Source organism: Shewanella inventionis (assembly GCF_019931735.1).
Lineage (GTDB): Bacteria > Pseudomonadota > Gammaproteobacteria > Enterobacterales > Shewanellaceae > Shewanella > Shewanella inventionis.
Map to the genome: position 1 here is coordinate 1,886,665 of NZ_CP082926.1, position 24,618 is coordinate 1,911,282.

The 24,618-nt window shown below is 44.0% G+C and carries 15 protein-coding genes; 11 read left to right on the plus strand and 4 right to left on the minus strand.

Going from position 1 to position 24,618, the window contains the following annotated elements; translation table 11 throughout:
* Positions 1 to 117 precede the first annotated feature (117 nt).
* Positions 118 to 537 carry a YqaA family protein gene (locus K8B83_RS08545; RefSeq protein WP_188738775.1) on the plus strand — a complete coding sequence of 140 codons (420 nt, stop codon included), beginning with the start codon at positions 118 to 120 and terminating at the stop codon, positions 535 to 537.
* A gap of 87 nt (positions 538 to 624) precedes the next feature.
* Positions 625 to 3,480 (plus strand): M16 family metallopeptidase, encoded by a 2,856-nt coding sequence (locus K8B83_RS08550; RefSeq protein ID WP_398410642.1) that lies wholly within the window; start codon positions 625 to 627, stop codon positions 3,478 to 3,480.
* 118 nt (positions 3,481 to 3,598) lie between these two features.
* Here the strand turns inward: K8B83_RS08550 and K8B83_RS08555 are convergent, their stop codons facing one another.
* The gene (locus K8B83_RS08555) at positions 3,599 to 4,360 is read right to left on the minus strand and encodes an IS5 family transposase (RefSeq protein WP_223417353.1); all 762 of its coding nucleotides are present in this window, start codon (positions 4,358 to 4,360) and stop codon (positions 3,599 to 3,601) included.
* A 361-nt stretch (positions 4,361 to 4,721) separates the two neighbouring features.
* On the opposite strand from K8B83_RS08555, the gene gshA reads away from it, so the two are divergent.
* The 3 genes from gshA to K8B83_RS08570 all read left to right on the plus strand — a co-directional run bounded on the left by gshA (position 4,722) and on the right by K8B83_RS08570 (position 7,535).
* Complete coding sequence (gene gshA / locus K8B83_RS08560) at positions 4,722 to 6,347, plus strand: glutamate--cysteine ligase (RefSeq protein WP_223419571.1); 1,626 nt, start codon at positions 4,722 to 4,724, stop codon at positions 6,345 to 6,347.
* A gap of 50 nt (positions 6,348 to 6,397) precedes the next feature.
* Positions 6,398 to 6,799: a hypothetical protein gene (locus tag K8B83_RS08565; protein WP_223420029.1), complete on the plus strand. Its 402-nt coding sequence runs from the start codon at positions 6,398 to 6,400 to the stop codon at positions 6,797 to 6,799.
* A gap of 136 nt (positions 6,800 to 6,935) precedes the next feature.
* A complete protein-coding gene (locus tag K8B83_RS08570) occupies positions 6,936 to 7,535 on the plus strand; it encodes a transglycosylase SLT domain-containing protein (protein WP_188738779.1) in 600 nt (199 codons plus the stop codon).
* A 68-nt stretch (positions 7,536 to 7,603) separates the two neighbouring features.
* Here the strand turns inward: K8B83_RS08570 and purK are convergent, their stop codons facing one another.
* Complete coding sequence (gene purK / locus K8B83_RS08575) at positions 7,604 to 8,686, minus strand: 5-(carboxyamino)imidazole ribonucleotide synthase (RefSeq protein ID WP_223419573.1); 1,083 nt, start codon at positions 8,684 to 8,686, stop codon at positions 7,604 to 7,606.
* Positions 8,686 to 9,177, minus strand: a complete 492-nt coding sequence (gene purE, locus K8B83_RS08580) for a 5-(carboxyamino)imidazole ribonucleotide mutase (protein WP_188738783.1) — start codon at positions 9,175 to 9,177, stop codon at positions 8,686 to 8,688. Before purE ends, purK begins: the two co-directional genes overlap by 1 nt.
* Positions 9,178 to 9,465: 288 nt before the next feature.
* Between purE and K8B83_RS08585 the strand changes: the two genes are divergently transcribed.
* From K8B83_RS08585 to K8B83_RS08600, 4 genes are all read left to right on the plus strand, one after another.
* Positions 9,466 to 11,289, plus strand: a complete 1,824-nt coding sequence (locus K8B83_RS08585) for a vWA domain-containing protein (RefSeq protein ID WP_223419574.1) — start codon at positions 9,466 to 9,468, stop codon at positions 11,287 to 11,289.
* 91 nt (positions 11,290 to 11,380) lie between these two features.
* Positions 11,381 to 11,926: a sigma-70 family RNA polymerase sigma factor gene (locus tag K8B83_RS08590; RefSeq protein WP_223420031.1), complete on the plus strand. Its 546-nt coding sequence runs from the start codon at positions 11,381 to 11,383 to the stop codon at positions 11,924 to 11,926.
* Positions 11,926 to 12,783, plus strand: coding sequence for a hypothetical protein (locus K8B83_RS08595; RefSeq protein ID WP_223419577.1), 858 nt, complete (start codon positions 11,926 to 11,928; stop codon positions 12,781 to 12,783). Before K8B83_RS08590 ends, K8B83_RS08595 begins: the two co-directional genes overlap by 1 nt.
* 134 nt (positions 12,784 to 12,917) lie before the next feature.
* Positions 12,918 to 16,202 carry a S41 family peptidase gene (locus K8B83_RS08600; RefSeq protein WP_223419579.1) on the plus strand — a complete coding sequence of 1,095 codons (3,285 nt, stop codon included), beginning with the start codon at positions 12,918 to 12,920 and terminating at the stop codon, positions 16,200 to 16,202.
* A 126-nt stretch (positions 16,203 to 16,328) separates the two neighbouring features.
* On the opposite strand, the gene K8B83_RS08605 is transcribed toward K8B83_RS08600, so the two are convergent.
* Entirely contained in the window at positions 16,329 to 16,769 is a 441-nt protein-coding gene (locus K8B83_RS08605) for an OsmC family protein (protein ID WP_188738788.1), read from the minus strand.
* Between the two features lie 442 nt (positions 16,770 to 17,211).
* Here K8B83_RS08605 and K8B83_RS08610 point away from each other — a divergent pair, with 442 nt between their 5' ends.
* Entirely contained in the window at positions 17,212 to 20,172 is a 2,961-nt protein-coding gene (locus K8B83_RS08610; protein WP_223419581.1) for a TonB-dependent receptor, read from the plus strand.
* Positions 20,173 to 20,256: 84 nt separating this feature from the next.
* A complete protein-coding gene (gene pulA / locus K8B83_RS08615; protein WP_223419584.1) occupies positions 20,257 to 24,594 on the plus strand; it encodes a pullulanase-type alpha-1,6-glucosidase in 4,338 nt (1,445 codons plus the stop codon).
* The last annotated feature ends 24 nt before the right edge of the window (positions 24,595 to 24,618 follow it).

Consider the following 24,618-nt stretch of genomic DNA (forward strand, 5'->3'; position numbering starts at 1 on the left):
TATAACTTTAAATTTTTTACTGTTTTTTAACCAAAACCCATAACAAAAGCGGTTTTTGCAGGTCGAAGCTATGACCACCTTTCCCATAACCTCTTTTTTGAGACGATAAAATAAGTCATGACAAGTTTGTGGATGATGTTCTCGGGTGCTTTTTTAGCGGCCACTTTATTACCCGGCGGATCAGAAGTTTTGCTGGTGGCGTTTCTCAATGATGCGCCCTCAACGTGGTGGCAATTGTTATTAATGGCTACGCTAGGTAATACTTTAGGTGCAATGACCAGTTATGGTTTAGGGCGTGCAGGGCGGTTAGCTAAAAATCCGCAAGACATCCAGAGCAAATCTCACCAAACAGCCTTAAAGTGGATTGAACGTTATGGAATGTGGGCGCTGTTATTATCTTGGCTACCGCTAATTGGAGATGTGTTATGTCTGCTTGCAGGCTGGTTAAAGTGGCCTCTGGTGGCTTCAACATTACTGATATTTGTTGGAAAAATATTACGTTACAGTGTGATTGTTTTCATCTTTATGTCGGTGTGACAATATAAAATGAATCTCGGTTTACTCAGCTAATGCATAACAAGTTCATTGGGCATTAGTCGCTTTGTTAAAAGGAAGGACTCGATTTTGAAATTACATTTACAAAAATGGTTGTTGGCCAGTGCCATTAGTGCTGCATTGGCAGGCTGTGCCCACGAAGTACAACAACTCTCGGCATTACCTCAAGGTGTGAGTTTAGTCGACACTGTCTCTCAAACAGAAAATCAAGTCAGTATCCCTTATAAAAAATATCAACTTGCAAATGGCCTAACGGTGATTTTACATCAAGATAAATCAGATCCATTAGTGCATGTTGATGTGACTTACCACGTTGGCTCAGCCCGTGAACTAGCTGGGCGCAGTGGTTTTGCCCATTTATTTGAACACATGATGTTTCAGGGCTCACAACATGTGGAAGATGAACAACACTTTAAAGTCGTCACAGAATCTGGCGGTACGCTTAACGGCACCACAAATACAGATCGCACTAACTACTTTGAAACTGTTCCTAGTAACCAACTTGAAAAAATGCTCTGGTTAGAGTCTGATCGCATGGGGTTTTTACTGCCGGCATTAACCGACAAAAAATTTGAAGTGCAACGTGAAACGGTGAAAAACGAACGTGCACAGCGCATTGATAACCGCCCATATGGCCGTTTAAATGAACGTTTTAATCAAGCGCTGTATCCTGCTGGACACCCTTACTCGTGGCCAGTGATTGGTTGGCCAGAAGATTTAGACCGTGCCACCGCAAATGATGTTAAACATTTCTTTCAGCGCTGGTACGGACCAAACAATGCCACCTTGACCATTGGCGGTGATTTTGACGAAGCGCAAACCTTAGCCTGGATTAATCAATACTTTGGTGAAATTCCGCGCGGCCCAGAGGTTAAAGCAGATGAAAAAACGCCAGTCACCTTAGATAGCACCCGTTATATTTCAATGGAAGACAAAGTCCATTTGCCGTTACTTTATATCGGTTTTCCAACGGTATATGCGCAACACCAAGATGAAGCCCCGCTCGACTTGCTGGCCAATATTTTAGGGGGTGGCAAAACATCACTTATTTATAAAAATTTGGTTAAAGAAGGTTTTGCAGTACAAGCCGGAGTCAGTCACCCATGTCAGGAGCTTGCATGTCAGTTGTCGTTATATGCTGTTGCCAACCCGGGCAAAGGCGGCAACCTCGCTGACATTGAAACTAAAGTTAACCAGACCATCGCTGAGTTTGAGCAACGTGGCGTAACCGATGACGACTTACAAAAAGTGAAGGTGCAGTTTGAAGCCGACACTATTTTTGGCATGCAAAGTGTGCAAGGCAAGGTGTCGACATTAGCAGCCAACCAAACCTTTTATGGTAAACCAGACATGGTGGCCTCGGATTTAGCGCGATATGCCAACGTCACCAAAGCCGATGTTATGCGGGTATTTAATACCTACATAAAAAACAAACCTATGGTGGTGATGAGTGTGGTACCTGAAGGGCAAACACAGTTAGTTGCCCATGCAGATAATTTTAAGCCTAAAACCTTGCCAATAGCGCAAGATGCCGTTACCGGTTTAACGACCACCGCGGCTGCTAAGTCATCTTTTGATCGCAGTATAATGCCAACAGCTTCAGCAGCACCTTTATTAACTGTGCCGCAACTTTGGCAAGCCAAGCTCGAGAACGGCATCAGCGTGATGGGCACAGAAAGCAACGAAACGCCAACCGTTGAGCTGTTAATTTATCTTGATGGTGGCAGTCGTTTAGCTTCAATTGATAAAGCTGGTGTTGCCAATTTAACGGCATCTATGCTTAACGAATCAAGCAGTAAACGCAGTAGTGAGGAGCTTGCTGGTGCATTAGACATGCTAGGCTCAACCATTAGTTTTGACGCGAGTAGTTCTCAAAGTTACATCAAGGTGTCTAGTTTAACTGAAAACCTCGATGCCACATTAGCACTGGTTGAGGAGCGCTTATTTAGCCCTGGTTTTTTACAGGCAGATTTTGATCGCGTAAAACAACAAGCTATACAAGGCCTACAGCATCAATTATCAGACCCTAACTATATTGCCAGTAGCGGATTTAATGAATTACTTTACGGGCGTCAAAGCCCAATGGGAGTAAGCAGTAGTGGTACGGTCGCATCACTATCGGCAATCACCTTAGATGATGTAAAGCAGTTTTATCAGCAGCAATATCGGGCAGGTAATGCGCAAATGGTGGTTGTGTCGGATTTAAATCAACAACAAATACTGCCTAAACTCTCGGTGTTTTCACAATGGCAAGGCGATGCTATTGCCGTTGCTAAGTTGCCTAAAGCACCAATACATCCTAAAAACACCGTTTATTTGATTGATAAACCCGGTGCAGCACAATCTGTTATCACCATAGGGAAACCCTCGTTAACTTATGATGCAACGGGCGATTACTTTAAAGCATACCTAATGAACTACCCATTGGGCGGTGCATTTAATAGCCGTATCAACTTAAATCTTAGAGAGGATAAAGGCTATACTTACGGAGCAAGAACCATGTTTAATGGCTCTGAAGACGCTGGCGAGTTTATGGCTTATGCAAGTGTTCGTAGTGATGTAACCGCAGAGGCTTTAGTTGAATTTGTTAAAGAGTTAACCGCATACCAAAAGCAAGGCATGACAGAAGATGAGCTAGATTTTATGCGTAACTCAATCGCTCAAAGCCAGGCACTTGAGTATGAAACGCCGTATCAAAAAGCCGGCTTTTTGCGGATGATCCAACGTTATCAGCTTGATCAAAATTTCACCTCAACACAAGACGAAATCGTTAACACCGTTTCAATAGGTGAACTCAATCAATTGGCAAATAAGTTATTGCATATTGACGATATGATTATGCTGGTTGTGGGAGATAAAGTGAGTGTTGAGCCGGGTTTACGTGCTCTGGGGTATCAAGTTGAAACAGTAACACTTGCCGAGTAGTTGAACACTTGATACGCTTTGGTTAACTCTGGTACTTGAAATAACTCAGTGTTAACCTCATATTGTAAAAATGAGCCAGCTTACTAGGGTCTGTTGATCTTTGCTGTACACATTTTATTCAACAATACATCGGCAGCCACATTATAGTAAACGCCAGTGATACCATACTGGCGTAATTTCTTGCTAACTTATCATATCTTGTTGATATTGCTCGGAAGTGCTTTATCCTCGCGAAAGCATTCTCAACCAAATGTCGATACTTGTAGAGACACCAATCCATGCTTTCTTTGTCGATATCTTGCCCATAATTTCGCTTCGGTATAACGGTTTTGCCACCTTTAGAATTGACATATGCCCTTAAAGCGTCGCTGTCATAGCCTTTATCAGCGATAAATACGTTGACCTCCTTAAGGTGGTCAACAAGACTCTCGGCACGAGCAATATCATTTCTCTGGCCTTCTGATAGCTCGAAATAGATTGGTAATCCACCGCTATCCACGACCAAATGAATTTTCGTTGAGTTACCGCCGCGACTCTTTCCAATACACTCATTATCTGGTGTCGCAGCTCCTGCGCTATGCTGATGAGCTTTGACTATTGAGCCGTCTGCAAACACCCAATCATAATCGGAAAGTTTTGATAACTCTTTGAATAGTATATCTAACAGGCCTTTTTTAGACCACAGATTAAAGCGACGATAAACAGTGCTCCAGTCCCCAAACTCTGTTGGAAGATCACGCCATGGAACTCCTGTTCGCAAGCGGTAAAGAATTCCTTCAAAGGTCATTCTATGTTCAGATTTATTATAGATGCGGCCAGTGTTCTTCATCAGTTGAAGTAGCTTTTGCCACCACTTATCAGTTAGCATTAGTCTCGGCATGGTATGGAGTTATCGTTTATTTTTGGCGAAACAAATTATAACGCCTTACCATGCTGCTTAAAAAGCCATCACGAAAGATCAACAGACCCTAAGTTAGCTGGCTTTTTTAATGTAATCTACCAAACTGTATCGGTACCAAATTTCTCTTAAATGTGTAAGTTGAGGTTAGATTGTTTAGGGATTACACAAACCATTTTAATGACTTAGATCTAATGAACGGTAACCGTAACGTGTTGCCGTTTTTATTTAACGATGTTTAGCTGACGTAGTGATACATTTTTTGCGAAATTAGTAACAATATCCTTTATTATCAGGTCTAGCTGTTTACTCGCAATGCGAATCCATAAAAGAGAGTAATAAATTGAAGTCTTTCAATGAAAAAGTCGAACACTTAAGCGACACTCAAGGCCGTGAGGCATTATTGGGCATGTTACGTGGTATTGAACGTGAAGCATTGCGTATTGACGAAAAAGGTCATTTAGCTCAAGACGAACACCCAAAAGCATTAGGCTCAGCCCTAACTAACTCGCGTATTACCACAGATTACAGCGAAGCATTGCTCGAATTTATTACCCCAGTAAATCACAATATCGACAATTTGCTCGAGGGGTTAACCCAAACTCATGCCTACACAGTGCGCAACCTTAATGGCCAAAAACTGTGGCCAGTGAGCATGCCTTGTTATGTGGGCGATGTTGCCAATATCCCTGTTGCGCGTTATGGCAATTCTAATACCGGTAAAATGAAAACTCTGTACCGTAAAGGGTTAACCCACCGTTACGGCGCGTTAATGCAAATTATTGCCGGGGTGCATTTTAACTTTTCGGTTTCAAATGAGTTATGGCAACGTTTATATGACGACAAAATTGCTAACGGCAATGGCAATGCTTGCTGTAGTAAAAGCATTACTTTTGAAGACTTTATCTCTGAATCTTATTTTGGGCTCATCCGCAACTACCGCCGCCTAGTATGGGTATTACCGTATTTATTTGGATCATCCCCCGCGTTATGTGGATCGTTTATTAAAGATCAAGAAGTTGATTTTGAGTTTGAAAAAACCGGAAAAGGCACTTTGTATTTACCTTATGCCACCTCATTGCGCATGAGTGATTTAGGCTACACCAATAAAGAGCAAGACACCCTAAATATTAGCTATAACTCACTACCTGAGTACCTTGAGGGTGTGGGCGCTGCGATTAAAATGCCGTCGAAAAAATTTGCCCAAATTGGGGTGAATGTCGACGGTGAATTCCGTCAGCTTAATAGCAATATTTTACAAATTGAAAATGAATTTTATGCGCCAATTCGCGCAAAACGTGTGACGAAAAAAGGCGAAAAACCATCGCAAGCATTAGCACGTGCAGGTGTGGAGTACATAGAGGTTCGTGCATTAGATGTTAACCCGTTTAGCCCAGTTGGCATTGATGCTACTCAGGTACGTTTCCTCGACTTATTTTTATTACATTGTTTATTGTCACCTTCAGAAGATACCGATGCCGAAGGCGAAGCTGAAATCGCAGCAAACTTAAAAGCAGTCGTGCTTGAAGGACGCAAACCGGGTTTAACATTACAACGTCATGGCCAAGCCATTGGTTTAAAAGAGTGGATGCACGAGTTATTTGCTGAGCTATCCACTCTTGCGGTATTACTTGATGGCGAAGACAGCCATGCTTATCAACTTGCATTGGCTCATTGGGCTGAAGCAATAGATGATCCGGATAAAACCTTGTCTGGACGTGTGATCCACGAAGTGGTCGTTAAAGGTACTGATCATAGTATTTGGGTTAAGCAACTTGCTGACGATTATCATGCGTTTTTAACCCATTACCCATTAAGCGAAAACGTAGAAAAGAGCTATGTTGACGAAGCTAAAGCATCATTAATTGAACAGCAACACATAGAAGAGTTGCCGCAAGATACCTTTAGTGAATTTTTAAAACAGTATTTTAAAGATGTTGTCCCAGCGGGTACCTTTGAGGCAAAGTAAGCATGGTTGGCAGAGTGTTATCTAGACACCAACGAGTGACAAAATTGGCAATGTTTTTGTCACTTGCTGCATTGCATGGCTGTGCATCTGCGCCAGCTGATAGTGTTAGTTGTGGTACTGTTTCGAGCTATTTAGCGCCCGACAACAGTGCCCAGCTTTACCGTGTAGTGGTGACTCATCTTGACGGCGTTCCGGTTATATCGAGACCCAATTACCCACTCTCTCCAGGCAAGCATGAATTTACCGTGGCTGAATTAATCAACGCTCCAGAGCTCAAAGTATCATTGGCTGCGCGTAAAGTGAAAGTGCTTACTGTCGATGTTAGCGCAGATCAGCGTTACCATATTGCAGCCCAGTTTAATACTGATCGTATTTATATCGGTTCAAATCAAGGATATTGGCAACCCATTATTTGGCAAACTGAGGTACATGAATGCGAAATGAAGCCATAACCTTAATTGCATTAACGGCTTATTGATGTAAAACTCATCGTATCATCTTAGGCTGTTGAGGGCGTTGTTTACCTCTGTGCCTTAATTGTTTTTGGGTTAGCGACAACCGTTAGCCTCACGTGTAATCCGAGGTGTTATGAAGCGTTTTTTAGCTGTTGTTAGCTCTATCTTGTTACTGCAACTGTCAGGATGTGCCACCTCTCCACCGCAACAACCAGATAATATCTGCGCTATTTTTGAAGAACACGATGATTGGTACGATGCCGCCGTTGACACCCAAGAAAAATGGGGCGTTCCTGTACATGTTCCATTAGCAATGATGTACCAAGAAAGCGGCTTTAGGCACAACGCTGCGCCACCAATGGAGTATTTTTTAGGCTTTATTCCAACGGGAAGGGCCAGTGACGCTTATGGGTATGCACAAGCTAAAAATATGACCTGGGATGATTACGTTAAAGAGACAGGAAATAGCTGGTCAAGCCGCAGTGACTTTGATGACGCCATGGACTTTATGGGCTGGTATATTTATAAAACCCATAAAATAAACGGTGTGTCCAAGTGGGATGCAAAAAACCAATATTTAAATTATCACGAAGGTTGGGGCGGCTATAAACGCGGCTCTTACAAAGCTAAGGCGTGGTTAATACCTGTGGCTAACAAAGTGGATCAGCGTGCTAGGCGCTATGCTGCTCAGTATGGTCAATGCAAAGACGATTTAGACTCATCTTGGTGGTGAGCAGGTTAATAATGTTTTTATAACAAAAAAGGAGCTATAGCTCCTTTTTTTGTCGTTAATCAGATGTGTTATGCAAACTCAGCCAAAATCCAATCTAGCGGTGCCTGGTATTGCTCTGGCATCCAATCTTTAAGCTGTTTAATGCTGTCATCTAACATGAATTTGTTGTGTACAGACAAGTTTAAGTGGCCCACTTTGCGGCCAACTCGCACTTCTTTGTTGTACCAAAATAGCTCTGCATTTGGCAGGCTTAACCAGCGGTCATCTTTGTCGACACCAATTAAGTTAACCATTACACATTGAAAGTTCACCTGAGGCTGATGTACAGGTAAATCACACAATGCGCGTAAATGCAGTTCAAACTGATTGATATGACAGCCTGCCTGGGTCCAATGGCCTGAGTTATGCACTCTTGGTGCAAGCTCGTTAACCATTAAGTGCTCGCCAACTCTAAAGCATTCCATTGCCATCACGCCCACATAATTAAGGCCATTCATCACCTTGCTTAACATGGTTTCAGCTTCAGCTTGCAGGGGTGCTAAACGGCTCAGTGGCGCAATTGATGCCATTAAAATGCCATCTTGATGCAGGTTAAGTGTTAGCGGATAAAACAAGCAGCGTCCATCCTGGGTGCGTACGCCCACTAACGATACTTCTTCATCAAAGTTAATCGCTTGCTCGGCAATGGCTTCATTGCGCCAATCATCAGGAATCGTGGTTGTTTCAGCCTGTTTTAACCAGTGTTGACCTTTGCCGTCATAACCGCCAGTGCGGCGCTTTAACAATACTCGGTCACCATAAGCACTGTGTAGTGCGTCGGTACGGGTATTGTCATCGACAAGTTGCCACGGCGAAGTGGCTACCGATAATTCATCTAACAGACTTTTTTGAGTAAAACGGTCGGCTAAACGGCCAAACACAGGGCCGTTAATAAAATGTGGGTGCTGGCTTAATTGCAAACTCAGTTGCGATTCTGGCCACTGTTCACGTTCAGCTGTGATGATGTCGTCTGCCAGTAACGGCAATTGCGCATCAGTTGGGGTCATAATATCAACCGGACGCACATTAATGCCCAGTGGCTGGCCTGCATGGCTGAGCATGGCACCTAATTGACCATCACCCAATACCCAAAGATTTTTTGGCAAAGTCATTAGTCTTCTCTCGGATCGGGATTATCAAGAATAGCGCGAGTCTGCTCATCACGAAATGCGTCTAAACGTGCGGCTAAATCAGCGTCGGTGACCGCCAAAATTTGGCTCGCCAATAAGCCTGCATTAAATGCGCCTGCCGTACCAATGGCTAAAGTGCCCACAGCAATACCTTTAGGCATTTGTACTATTGATAATAGGCTGTCCATGCCAGATAACGCCTTGCTTTGTACTGGCACACCGAGCACTGGCAAACGTGTTTTAGAGGCGATCATGCCGGGTAAGTGGGCTGCGCCGCCTGCGCCACCAATAATGACCTTATAGCCTTTATCTGCAGCAGAACTTGCAAATTCCATTAGCTTGTCTGGCGTTCTGTGAGCTGAAACAACTTCAACATGATAAGGCACTTGTAGCTTATCCATTATTTCTGCGGCGGCTTCCATTGTCGGCCAATCACTTTTCGAACCCATCACAACAGCAACTAGGGCTTGCATGTTAACTCCTTAACGTACTTATTCTATTGGTATATTTTGTTAATGTACTGCGAAAAGAACTCGAGTCATTAACCTCAATATTAAGGCGGTAAAAAAGGGGCTAGATAATAGCATAACCCACGCGCAATTGGCTTTAGTTCAGTGTTTCATGAGGCTAACACTCAGTTTCTAAAAACGAAAACTCTTTTGTTGTATTCATAAATGGCAAAAAAATACCATGTAAATAACCCTTTTTATATTTGGGCTCGTTAATAGCGATATAACACATCCATTAAAAAGGGCACAAACATGAAGGATTATCAGCAAGCATTTAACTATCGTCTATTGGCGTTAACCCTCTGCGGTATTATGGTCGGCGGCTGCGCACAAGAGTCAAATGATGAACCTGAGCAAGTAAAAAACCACGCACAACCCATGAAAACCGAACGCTTAGCAGAGCAAAAAAGTACTTCAAAAGGTCAAAGTCAACGGGCCGTGAGCGACAATCAACTAAGCCCACAAACGGCAGAAATCGCTGCTATACCAGTAAATCGCACAGTAAAACAGTATCAAAATCCAAGCCAGGCCAAATTAATGCAAAGTGCAATGGCTTATGCACAGGTATCGGCCGATGTTAATTCAGCACAGGTAAATCAAGATAAATTTGCTACTGTGGTGCAAAACGGCAATATGGTTGCCGCTGAAACACCGGTATCAACCTTTTCTATTGATGTTGATACCGGCAGTTACAGCACCACCCGCAGATTAATTAATCAAGGCCAATTACCTGCTAAAAATAGTGTGCGAGTGGAAGAGCTGATTAACTACTTTAGCTACGATTACCCCGCGCCAAGTGATGTCGACGTGCCCTTTAATGTCACCACTGAATTGGCACCATCGCCTTATAACCAAGACACGCAGCTATTACGCATTGGCATAAAAGGCTTTGACATAGCCAAAGACCAACTTGGTGCCAGCAACCTGGTGTTATTGTTAGATGTGTCGGGATCAATGTCGTCAAACGATAAATTACCTTTGCTAAAGCAGGCGCTATTGATGCTCAGTCAGCAATTGTCGGCGCAAGATAAAGTCTCGATTGTGGTTTACGCTGGTGCCAGTGGGGTGGTGCTTGATGGGGTGGAGGGCAATGACTTTGCTGCAATCAGCCACGCACTAGAACAGTTAAACGCGCAAGGCGGCACCAATGGTAGCCAGGGCATACAGTTGGCGTATCAAATAGCGCAAAAGCATTTTATTGAACATGGCATTAATCGGGTTATTTTAGCCACCGACGGCGACTTTAATTTGGGGATGACTGACCATCAACAGCTGGTTGATTATGTCGCCACGCACAGTCAAAAAGGAATAGGTTTGTCGACATTAGGTTTTGGCTTAGGCAACTATAATGACCATCTATTGGAGCAGTTATCAAATAAAGCCAATGGTCAATATGCCTATATCGATACGTTAAATGAAGCGCGTAAAGTCTTAGTGGACCAACTTAGCGCAACATTGTTAACCATTGCCCATGATGTCAAAGTGCAAATTGAATTTAATCCCGCAGTGGTATCTGAATACCGTTTAATTGGTTACGAAAACCGAATGCTCAATCGCAGCGACTTTAACAATGACGCCGTTGATGCGGGCGAGATTGGTGCCGGCCACAATGTCACTGCACTTTACGAGTTACGCTATAACGATAGCCAAAATAAGTTGATTGAACCGCTTAGATATCGCGCCTCAACAACGCTGCACGATGACAAAGCAAGGTCCATTAGTGATGAAGTGGCTTTTTTAAAATTGCGCTATAAAGCCATTGGCGGTCAAGCCAGTCAATTATTAACTTACCCGATTACTAAACAGCAGCAATTAAGCCATTTGCACCAAGCCAGTGATGACTTTCGTTTTGCCGCTGCAGTGGCGGGGTTTGGTCAATTACTCAACCATAATCATTATGTTCACGATACTGATTATGCTAAGTTAATTACACTTGCCGAATCCGCAATGGGCCAAGACCGTTTTGGCTATCGTCATGAATTTGTACAACTATTAAAAACTGCCAAGGTGTTGTCGATGCAGCCTATGCAGGCGCGACCATCAAGCCAGATTGCTCAGCAGGTTAACCCACATTAAGGATAAAATGGTGTCAACACTCACACAGCAAAAGGATGCACAACCAAAGGATGACAATTTAGTGCCACAAGTCGGCAGTGACGAGCAGCTCATGCTCAACTATCAAGCCGGCGACATTACGGCATTCGAAGCGTTATATCGTAAACATAAAGGCCCTTTGTACCGTTATTTTGTCCGCCAAATACATGACAAGCAACTGGCAGAAGACCTATACCAAGATACCTGGAGTAAGGTGATTAATGCGGCGGCTCAATATCAGGTAAAGGCTAAATTTACCACCTGGCTGTATAAAATTGCTCATAACTTGCTAATTGATCATGTGCGAGTGGTTAAGCCACTCGATAACATCAACCCACTGGCCGATGAGCAGCAAATGGATAGCATTGAAGCTGATAACCTCAAGGCGCCAGAGCCACAATTACAGCAACAGCAACAGCTTAATATGATGAAGTCTTGCATTGCCGATTTGCCAGCGGTGCAAAAAGAAGCATTTTTACTCAATATTGAAATGGGCATGTCGGCTGCAATGATAAGCGATATTGCCAATGTGACCTTAGAAGCAACCAAAAGTCGCATTCGTTATGCTTATCAGAGTATTAAGCAATGCATTGCCAATAAATTGCAGGAGACAAGCTAATGGCTCAGCAACAAGATGATGCAGCGTTCACTGCACTACAAACTGAAATCAAACAAACTTATCACCAGCAAACGCTAGAACAGCCATCAGCAGAATTAGACGAGGCTATTTTGGCAAAAGCAAAGTCTGCCCGCCATGCTGTGGCTAAAAACAATAAAGGCGAGCCTGCTATGTGGCGTCGCAATGCCTGGTTATTTTCAACTGCGGCATCAGTCGTGTTAGTGGCTGGTTTGTTTATTTTAAGCCCGAGTTTACAGCAGCAAGCTGGGATCAACCTTGAAAAAGGATTGCCTAAACAGCAGATGGACGTTCAATCGCTTGACTCTGAAACTGTGATGCCACTATCTACAAGTGACATGTCGGCAGATGTTGCTGAGGCACAATTGAATGAAACACAAGGCATGTCTATATCAGCCGACAGCTTAAAGCCTGAACAGGCTATGGCGGCGCCTGCAAGTGTTGAAGTCTTAACCGATAGCTCATTTAGCGACAAAATACCGATTCAGAACCGCTCTCAACAAGCGTTAGCAGAATCACAACAGCAAGCCCAAGCGACTAAAAAGGTTGCCGACGCTGAAGCGGCGCAGCGAAAGGCCGCAGCTTTGCCGATACGCCAGCAAGAAAAAGAGCTTAAACTGATGAAGCAACAACTCGAAAATCCCTCAAAAGGTACTATAGAGCTTGATACCGCAGAAGCCGCTTTTGCGCGATTACAGGCGTTAATGGCAGACAATAAAATCAAGCAGGCTGAAGGTTATATGATCACCATGGAGCAACGCTTTCCTGAGCTTTTGAGCCCAGCGCATCCGCTTTATGAGCAATATCAAAAAATTAAAGTGCAGCTCACCTCGCAGTAATTCTCTCCCAACGGCTAAGCGCATAATGCTTAGCCGTTTTTCGTTACACTTTTACGCTGCAAAAAATGACATAACTCTGATAACGTGAACAAACAATGATAAGGCCTTAGATTTAAACAAAGGAAATACCTCACATGAAACTTCGCCGCTCAGTAACGCATTGCATGTTAGCTTTAGGCACCTTAGCCTGTTCATCAATGATCTTCGCCCACGCCTCAAATCAAGGCTATTACCGCGCGCCTGCACTGCATGACCAAACGCTAGTCTTTACTGCAGAAGGCGACTTGTGGACAACAACGCTTAATCAAACCAAAGCTAGCCGTTTAACTAGCCTCACCGCTGAAGAGCTCGATGCCACAATTTCTAAAGACGGCAAGTGGGTGGCATATACCGCCAATTATGAAGGCGCAAACGAAGTGTATGTGATGCCGATTGCGGGCGGTGTGGCCAAGCGAGTCAGTTTTGAAAATAGCCGAGTGCGCCTGCAAGGTTGGACCGCTGCAGGTGACGTTTTATATTCAACCGACAATGCTTTTGGTCCTGCTAACTTTTGGGTGCTCAAAACCGTTAACCCGCAAACATTAGCCGTTACTGATCTGCCATTAGCCGACGCCGTTGAAGGCGTCATCGATGATAAAGGCGAGTATGTGTACTTTACTCAATTTGGCCTGCAAGTGAGTGGTGACAACGCCAAAGTGTATCGTGGCGGCGCCAAAGGTGAAATTTGGCGTTATAAACTGGGCAGCAAGCAAGAAGCAGAGCAATTAACCACGGCTCATGAAGGCTCTGTAAAACAGCCGATGCTATGGCAACAACGAGTGTATTTTGTCAGCGATCAATCCGGTAACGACAACATTTGGTCAATGAGTCTTGAGGGCAAAAATGTTAAACAGCATACCCAATACACCCAATGGCAGGTGCGCGATGCCCAGCTAGACAATGGCCGCATTGTATTTCAACAAGGCGCCGACATTAAGTTACTCAATTTAGCCGACATGGCCGAAACTACCCTAGATATTGAGCTCACCAGTGACTTTGCTCACCGCCGTGAGCAATGGGTTAATGATCCAATGGAATACGCCACCTCGACTGTGTTTGCTCATCAAGGTGACAATGTGGTGATTACTGCTCGCAGCCATGTGGCCATTGCCAGTAACGATGGTCGTCGCCTGGTACAAATAGACTCACCGGCCAACAGTAGACTTCGTGATGCTCTATTAAGTGACGACGGCAAATGGGTTTATGCCATTAGTGATGCCTCTGGCGAACAAGAAATTTGGCAATACCCAGCAGACGGCTCAGCAGGGGCTAAACAACTAACCAAAGATGGTAGCACCTTACGTACCAGCTTATCGTTATCACCCAATGGCCGCTATTTAGTGCACGACGACTATATGGGCAATGTATGGTTACTGGATTTAACTCGCAGCAACAACCAAAAAATTATCGAAAATGGTGAGGGGTTAGGCCCTTATCAAGACATTAAATGGTCTGCCGACAGCCAATTTTTAGCGTTAACCAAATCTGAAATTGGCAAACAACGCCCTCAAATTGTGTTGTATTCCATTAACGAGTCTAAAGCGCAAACCTTAACCACAGACAAATACGAGTCGTTTTCACCCAGCTTTAGTCATGACGGTAAATGGCTTTATTTCTTGTCTAACCGCGAGTTTAAAGCCAATCCAGGTTCGCCTTGGGGCGATAGAAATATGGGGCCTATTTTTGACAAACGCACCCAAGTTTTTGCCATCGCGCTAGAGGCTAAAGCGGCGTTTCCATTTGCCAAACCAACAGAGCTAACGGTGAATAAAGGCGATAAAAAAACAGAATCAAAAGATCAAGACACTGCCATGAAAACCAAAGTGGAGTGGGACGGACTATCTCAACGCTTGTGGCAAGTTCCGGTTGATGCAGGCAATTACACCAGTTTAACGGCCACCAAAGACAAGCTGTATTTACTGGATGGCAACCAAGATAAAAGCGAATTAAAGCTAATTAAGTTTGATGCACAACAACCCAAAGTAGACACATTTAGCGACGATGTTGGTCAATACGCATTAGCAAAAAATGGCAGCAAACTTATGCTGCGCAAAAAATCAGATCCTAAAAACATCATGATTGTCGATGCCGGCGATAAACTGCCCAGTGATGTGTCAAACGCTAAAGTGAGCACAGATCAATGGCAGTTAAGCATTTCACCGCAACAAGAATGGCAACAGATTTTTGAAGACGCCTGGTTAATGCACCGCGACTCATTTTTTGACCCTAAAATGCGTGGTGTTGATTGGCAAGCCGCCAAAGCAAAATACCAGCCATTGGTCGACAGGCTCACCGACCGCAATGAACTCAATGATATTTTTGTGCAAATGATGGGGGAGTTGAATTCACTGCACTCACAAGTGCGTGGTGGTGACATTGACCAAGATAAAGATGCAGCGAAAGCCGCAGCGTTAGGCGCACGATTAACGCAAACGGATAAAGGCGTGGTGATAGGCCATATTTATCAAACAGATCCAGAGTTACCTTTGTCTGGCTCACCGCTAGCTCGCATCGACGTTGATGCAAAACAAGGCGATATTATTACTCATATTAATGGCAAAAAAGTGGCTAACATTGCTGATGTGACACAATTACTGCGTAACCAAGGCAATAAACAAGTGTTAATTTCATTACAACGTGGCAAAAGCACGCACAACACAGTGGTGACGCCACACGACACGGCAACAGATGCCAAGTTACGCTACCTTGACTGGGTTGAGCACAATGGCGCTAAAGTCGAAAAAGCATCAAACGGGAATATTGGTTATCTGCACTTGTATGCCATGGGCGCTGGCGATATTGAAAGTTTTGCTCGAGAGTTTTATACCAATTACGACAAAGACGGGCTCATTATTGATGTTCGCCGTAATCGTGGCGGTAACATTGACAGCTGGATTATTGAAAAGTTATTACGTCGTGCATGGGCATTTTGGCAGCCAACTCATGGCAGTACTCATGCCAATATGCAGCAAACGTTTAGAGGTCATTTAGTGGTGTTGGCCGATCAAATGACTTACTCAGACGGTGAAACCTTCTCTGCGGGTATTCGTGCGCTGAATATTGCGCCAATTATAGGTAAGCAAACGGCTGGTGCCGGTGTGTGGTTGTCGGGACGAAACGCAGTGACCGATAACGGTATGGCTCGAGTGGCTGAATACCCACAATATGCTATCGATGGACGTTGGATTGTTGAAGGTCATGGTGTTGAACCAGACATTGAAGTGGATAACTTACCTTACGCGACCTTTAATGGTAACGATGCCCAGCTTGAGGCGGCAATGAGTTATTTAAAAGATGAGCTGTTACAGCAACCTATCACACCTTTGCAAAGTTTACCTATGCCCAAAACAGGTAAAGCGGACGACATCCAAGCAAAGTAGTGTTGGAGTTCGCTCAAGGTTATTAGCTCAAGTCAAAAATGCCCCTGCCAAAACTGGTTTGTAGGGGCATTTTTATTAATAACACAGATGAGATTGGCGCTAAAACTAACGCTTCATCATAGGTTTTTAGCTTGTTTTAATTTCAACTTCACAGGCAATTGAGTTCGCAATAAAGCAGTTTGCGTGTGCTTTTTCGTGTATTTTTTCTAATGTGTCTTGGTCGACTTCAACGCCTTCAGCAAAGGTGACAGTTGGCTCAAGTGTCATCTTCACTACCGCCACTTTACCCGCTTCATTTTTACCTAAATCCGCTGTGGCATTGTCGACATAGCTGGCGACAGGCAGTCGTTTTAAATGGGCAATCGCTAAAAATGTCAGCATGTGGCAAGACGACAATGCCGCTAATAAGCTTTCTTCAGGATTCACTTTTTCAGCATTGCCTTTGTACTCAGGTGCTGATGATGCTTCGATAGTTTGCCCTGTACCAAATTTGACCTGATGGTCACGATTAAACTCACCCTCTTCACTGGGTGAAGATTGCCAATTTACCGTCGTTTTAAACCCCATTATGTACTCCTAAAACTAAATGAATATGGCGTATAACCATGTCGTATCAATGAAATGCCCATAACGTATCTGGCTAAATAAAATTGAAACAACGTCATTGATTCAACACCAAGCGCAACAGAAAGTCCATGTATTTGCTACAAATCATTAAACTTTACCCTCTCAGTATAATGAATGACATTTTTACAATGAGATTGCTGACACGGCTAATAATCTCAAAAAGTAAAAATTCGTATAAAATCAATGGTTAGCTTTGTTTTTGTGTGGGTATTGCAATTAAGTATATGTTATCAATTTGTTATGAATACGTATGCATCGTGTTGTGTATTATTCAGGCAGATGACTAGTATATCCGAATAATAAATGTCCAATATTTAGCATCTTCAGCATGAATAAACTGAGTGTTGGATCACTAATAAACGAGATGGTGAGGGAATAACCAATGCTTAAAAGCAAACCCAATGTCTTAACATTAGCGTTAGTTGCCGCCGGTCTGAGTGTGATGTTTATGCCTCAAGCGGTAAAAGCTAATGATAAGGTTGAACAGCCAACCGATACTAAACAAAGTATTGAATTGAATAAGCCCGTGACAAATGCAACGGATATCACGGCCAACCAGACAACAGATGAAGCAGACGCTGAGCCTATTGAACGTATTTTGGTTAAAGGTTACAGCCGCAGTTTAATTGATTCACTTAATTCAAAACGCTTTGGTGACACGGTATCTGAGCAATTATCTTCAGATGATTTAGGCGCGCTACCCGATGTGTCAATGGCAGATGCACTGACTCGCTTGCCAGGTATTTCGGCCGTAAGAACCGGTGGGCAGGCCGCCGAAATTAACATACGTGGTATGTCTGGCGGGTTTGTATTTTCAACCTTAAATGGCCGTGAGCAGGTTTCTACTAGCGGTTCTCGCAGCATTGAGTTTGACCAATACCCCTCCGAATTAATTAGCTCTGCAGCAGTATATAAGTCGCCTAAAGCATCGCTTATTGAAGGTGGCGTTGCCGGTACCGTTGAATTGCAAACGGTCAGCCCGCTAAGCATTGATAAAGACCACAGCTTTGTGGTTAATGCCCGTGGTATGCATAACGATCGTGCCAGCGAAGTGTTTGGCGCAGAAGAATATGGCAGCCGCTTAAGCTTTTCTTATCAAGGTAAATTTTTAGAAGACACCCTAGGGATTGCGGTCGGTTATGCCCGTCTTGAACAGCCCAGCGTGGCCACTCAATTTATAGGTTTAGCCTACAACGATTCTAAAGAGCTTGATGGATTAGCAAACGACACTAATGGCCCCATCGATAATCCTGACTTTGAATACATCAGTGAAGGGTTTGAAATGCAGCACTTAGGTGGTGTTGAAACTCGAAATGGCTACATGGGAGCCATTGAATGGGCTCCAGTTGACAATCTTGTGGTTAAAGCCGATGCGTTTATGTCGCGTTTTGACAGTGAGTCGTTTGCGCGTGGGTTTAGGGCTAAATTAGGTGGCCGCAATGCCAGTGTTGCTAACCCAGTGTTTGATGGCAACAGCATGATTGGGGGAACATTTAATCGTACTTCTAAAAGTTATACACGGGTTGAGATTGTTAACGACGACAACCAAGACTTTGACGAAGTAAACAGCTTTGGTGTTAATGCCGACTGGCAAGTTACCGACAGGTTAAATGTCAACCTTGATGTATCGTTATCGTCAGCCAAAAGCGATTTTCGTAACGGGTTGTTGTGGTCAAATGTTGCTGTTGACGCCAATGCCGAAACGCCAATATTTGATGAAAATGTGTCGATTAGCTATTTGCTCAATGGTCTAGATTTACCTGATGTTGGGTTTAATCAAGCCGATGCTTTTTCTGATATCAATCGAGTTATGGTGAGTAAATACGGTATTTATCCTTTTGTGAATGAGGATGAAATGAAAGCATACCGTATCGATTTTACCTATGATTTAAATACTGACTTTATCTCGAGTATTGAATTTGGTGCCCGTTTTTCAGACCGGACTTATTCTAACGACCGCTCGGTATTTGAATACGGTAACGATGGCGCGTTCTCAAAATCAGAGCCGCCACTAAAACTCACCGAAGACATGACTACCGTTGTTGATTGGCAAGGAGACTTTAGCTATTTTCCCTCTTATTTAGCCATCGATTTGGACGCAGCGTTAAATGCCTGGTTCCCTAATGGTATTCCACAACCGGTACAAACCTGGGGTAATGCTGATGGCGTTGTTGATCCTCAAGGCTATACCACTAACTACTCCTGGAGTGTGCTGCAAAGCGGTGAAGTGTATGAGGAGGTGATATCTGCTTATGTTATGGCCAATATCAATACCGAGATAGGCGGTTTGCCTGTAACGGGTAATATTGGCGTTCGTATGGTCGATACCGACCAATCAGCGACTATGCTGCAAAATGTAGATGGTGACATTAATCTTGGTGCACAAAACATTGCTGACAGTATTGGTATTATTAACCAAAACTATGTATCAACAGTGCAGGGTGTCAGCTACACCGACTACCTCCCTTCAATTAACTTAAACTTTGCCATTACCGACGACTCACAAATTCGTTTCGCAGCAGCAAAAGTCATGTCTCGCCCACCAATTAACAGATTAGCGGGTGATATCAGTGCCTCAGTGTCAGACGATGGAAAAATTAACGGTTCCAGCACCAACAATCCATTTTTAATGCCGTTTTATGCTGATCAGTATGACTTATCTTACGAGCGATACTTTGACGAAGGCGCCTTTGTTGCCGCGGTGTTTTATAAGAATATTGACTCGTTTATCGACACCATCGCCATTGAAAACTTCGATTTTAAAGCAAATGGTTTTAACGTACCTGATTACATAGTCGACGAAGTCAGTGGTGAGCAAATTGCGACAACGAATGGCACTTATACCACTGCTGTAAACAATGCTGAAGGCGGCTATATTCGTGGGATAGAGCTGGCATATACCCAGGTTTTTGCCTCTTTGCCTGATGCATGGTCGGGACTTGGATTTAATGCCAGTTACTCCTATACCGAATCTGAAGTGCAATCCATTACCAGTCTAGGCGGTGATACAAGCACGCAAGACCTACCAGGTTTATCAAATAATGTTGTCAGCGCGACGTTATTTTACAGTTATGAAGGTTTCGAAACCCGTGTGAGTGCAAGGTATCGAGACGAGTTTGTTTCTGAGCAGGTAGCGATTAACGAGCAAGTGGTGAACTTTGACGCCGAAACCGTTATCGATTATCAAGCCTCCTACCAAGTTAACGACGGCCTAGGTCTTTTATTTCAAGTCAATAACCTCACCGACGAGCCGACAAAGAGCTTTTTTGGCAATCAAAACAAAACCGGCACATTACAATATTTTGGCCGCCAATTTTATCTGGGGTTCACCTATGCCATGTAAACAACAGACAGGTTTATTACTCATAACAATAATTAAAAATCATCTCATTGCCAAAGGGCAATATGCGATAGGGAGAAGTCAGCTATGATGACTAAATCAACAATGTCGACATTAAGTGTATTGGCGCTGAGTGTTGTCACATTAATGGGATGTGGTGGCGATTCATCATCCCCAGGCGAAGTGTTACTAACCTGTAACGTACCTAATGTACCAAATGCAGCCGGTACCGAATGCGTCGCACCACCGGCATTGAGTTGCCCAGCCCCTAAGTTTCCTGATGCGAAAAACGAAAGTTGTATTGTAGGTTATAACCCCGACTTACCCCTTCCTACGGTGTTGGCTGGGCCTAACCAGGCTGTACTGTATTACAACCGAATTAAAGATAAAGACAACAGCAGCAGTAACCCCAATTACCCAGGCTATAAACTCCATACCTGGAACAACGACACCTGCGATGCCTATGCACCACCATTTGACTCAAGCGACTGGGCAAATGGTCATCCGTTTGATGGTATCGATCCCAATTATGGGGCGTATTGGGTGATTAATTTAAAAGACGGTTACAGTGATTGCGCAAACTTTATTATCCATATTGGCACTGAGGGTTCAGGCAAAGCATTGGGCGACTCTGACTTAACCATGAGCCTTAAAGCCTATGAGGATGATAGTGCCCCTGAAGCACAATTTAACCGAACTAACTTTACCATTCATGGTGAAAGCGATGTGTATGATTATCCTATTTTAGATGTTGGATTTTCTATCGACGGTGCCAGTGCGCACTGGTTAGATCAACACACATTTGTATGGAATGAGCCTAGCGATGGTGTTGCGAAATTTGTATTACATCACTCATCTAGCGCTGGTATTGAGGCCGATAACGATGGCAATATAAGTGGCATGCAAGTTGAACTGCTTGACGCTCAGTTAAGCGATGCACAAAAAAAATTAGTGCCTCATTTGGCTTCATGGCCGGCGTACCAGGCTAACTTTACCGCTGACGAAGCCAAAGCCATGGCGAAAGAGCAGTTGGTACTGGTAGCTTATGACAGTGACAATAAACCTACTGCAGCAACTTATGTGCAAGTGGCAAAAGTGCTCGATGATTTGTACACCCAAGGTGAAAATGACGCAGATGAGGCAGAGCTTGGGGTCATTTATGATGGCAACACTATCAGCGCCAATGTGTGGGCACCTACCGCAAAGTCAGTCAATTTAAAGGTGTTTGACAGCACTAAAAAACTCACTACCACTCATGCAATGAACTTAAATAACGACACGGGAATTTGGTCATATAGCGGCGACATGAGCTTAGACCGCCAATATTACCGATATGAGTTGACCGTGTATCACCCGGTATCAAAAAAAATCGAAACACTAGAAACAACCGACCCTTATTCACTTAACGTGTCTACCAATGGGCGATACAGCCAGTTTATAAAGCTAAGTGATGATGATTTAAAACCTGAAGGTTGGGACGGTCACACTGTAATGACCGTTGAAAATCCAGAAGATATCGTTATTTATGAAGGTCATATTCGCGATTTTAGCGCAAGAGATGAAAGTACCTCTGAGGCTAATCGAGGCAAGTATTTAGCCTTTACCGAGACAGGCAGCGCTCCGGTTGAGCATTTACGCAAATTGGCCGAAACTGGGGTAACGCATTTTCATGTATTGCCAACCACAGATATCGCCACTATCGAAGAAGATGTCACTAAGCGTATCGAAATCACCGACACATTAGGCAAGTTATGTACGCAAATTAATGACTCTGCCAATGCCTGTAAAACTCAAGATAAAAGCGCCACAATTGCGTCAATATTAGCTGATTTTTTACCCGGCTCTGCAGATGCACAAGATTTAGTGGGTGCACTTCGCAGTTATGACGGTTTTAACTGGGGATACGACCCGCATCACTTTATCGCGCCTGAGGGCAGTTACGCATCGAGCTCTGAGGGCACTGCTCGTGTTAAAGAACTACGCGCAATGAATCAAGCATTACACGAGCTTGGCTTACGCGTGGTGCTTGACGTGGTATACAACCACACCAGTGCTTCTGGTCTGTGGGACAATTCAGTGTTTGATAAAGTGGTGCCGGGCTATTACCACAGATATAACGAGATCAGCGGTAAAATTGAAACATCAACCTGCTGCGACAATACCGCCACAGAACACCGCATGATGGATAAGTTTGTTAGCGACTCTTTGGTTATTTTAGCCAAAGAATACGGCTATGACGGCTTTAGATTTGACGTGATGGGTCACATGCCTAAAAGCAGTATTTTAGCCGCCCGTGAAGCGGTGCAAGCGTTAGATCCTGATAATTACTTTTATGGTGAAGGTTGGAATTTTGGCGAGGTTGCCGACAACCGCTTATTTGAGCAAGCTGTTCAGGCGAATATGGCGGGGACAGACGTTGGCACCTTTAATGATCGCATTCGCGAGGCCGTTCGTGGCGGGGCGTTATTTGCCACCGACAAAAAAGATGACTATTTACGCGATCAAGATACCTTACGCTTATCAATGGCCGGTAACTTACAAGATTACGTGTTAAAAGACTTTAATGGTAATTCAGCCAAAGGCAGTAGCTTTAGTTGGAACAGCCAACCAACGGCTTACGCATTAGATCCTGCAGACAGCATCAATTATGTGTCTAAGCACGATAACGAAACGTTGTGGGATATTTTGCAATACAAACATGATGTGGGTTTATCACTTGAACATCGCGTGCGAGTGCAAAATATTGCAGCAACAATTCCATTAATGAGCCAGGGTATTCCATTTTTACAAATGGGCGGCGATATGTTGCGCTCTAAATCAATGGACAGAAACACCTATGATGCCGGCGACTGGTTTAACTGGGTCGACTTTAGCAAAACCAGCAATAACTGGAACGTAGGCTTACCGCTTGCGCAAGACAACGAAAGCAAATGGAGCGTCATTAGCGGAATTTCGGCTAATCCGAATGCGGCAGCATCAGCTTCTGAAATTGAATTTGCCTCATCGGTATTCAATGAGTTTTTGGCGATTAGACAAAACAGCAAATTGTTCAGATTAACCACCTCACAAGATATTATCGACCGGGTGGGATTTCATAATATTGGTAAAAATCAAAAGCAAGGCGTGATTGCCATGAGCATTGACGATGGCCTAGGATTAACCGACATCGATCCTAATGTGGATGCCATGGTTGTGATAATCAATGGCACAGCCCAAGAGCAAACTCAGGCTATTGCAACTGCTAGCGGTTTTAGCCTGCATGCAGTTCAACAAATGTCTATTGATAATGCGGTGCAAAACGCCAGCTTTACACAAGGTGATGGCAAAGGAGAGTTTACTGTACCGGCATACACCACCGCCGTATTTGTTAAATTGCAGGGCGACACACAAGGCGAGGGGTTAAAAGCTAACGCAACAGCAGGCGCTCCCGATGTGGTGCCATTTGGCAGCACGGATATCTTTGTGCGTGGCGACATGAACGGCTGGGGTGAAGTAGATAAATTAACCTATGTCGGCAATGGTGAATACCGTCTTGCTATTTCGCTTACCGCCAATAGCTATAACTTTAAAATTGCCTCAGCAGACTGGAACACCGTCGATTTTGGTGCGGTATCAGGTGACGTTGCCGTTGTTGAAGAAAACATTGAAGAATTACTGCTAGCAAAAGGGGCTAATATGACCTTTACCGCCAGCCGTGATGCAACCTATGTGTTCTCGCTCAATGCTGCCGACAAGCTCAACCCAGTATTATCGGTTTATAACGAAGAGCCTTTTGTTGATACCCCGGTTTATTTACGCGGTGATATGAATGGTTGGTCAACAGATAATGAAATGGTCTACTTAGGTGGCAGTTTATACCGCGCTGAAATCATGTTAACCGCTGGCGTTAAAGGTTTTAAAATTGCCTCTAGCGACTGGAGTACGGTGGATTACGGTAGTTTAGATGCTGACGGAAGCGTTCAGCTTGGTATTGAAAAAGCATTGGCTGAAAAAGGTGGTAACCTCAGTGTTAATGTTGCTTCTGATGCTATGTATAGCTTCACTTTTGACATGAGTAATCGTAATGCGCCGCAGTTGAGTGTTGACAAAACGGACATGTTTGCTGGAAACACGGTTTATGTGCGCGGCGGCATGAACGGCTGGGGCGAAGTAGACATGTTGGTTTATCAGGGCGCGTCGGTTTATCATGTTGATATTGCCCTGACAGCAGGTGATCACGAATTTAAAATCGCGACGTCAGACTGGTCAACAGTTGACTTTGGTGCCATCGCCGGTGATGAAATAGTGGCAGAAGGCATGTTAAAAACCTTAGCTAAAAAAGGCGCTAACATGCACTTTAGTGCACCAACAGCTGGTACTTATCGCTTTACGGTAACTGGGCCAAGTGCTGAATCGCCGACATTAATGGTGACAAAAATAAACTAGGGTCTGGCGTTAACGAACCAGCAT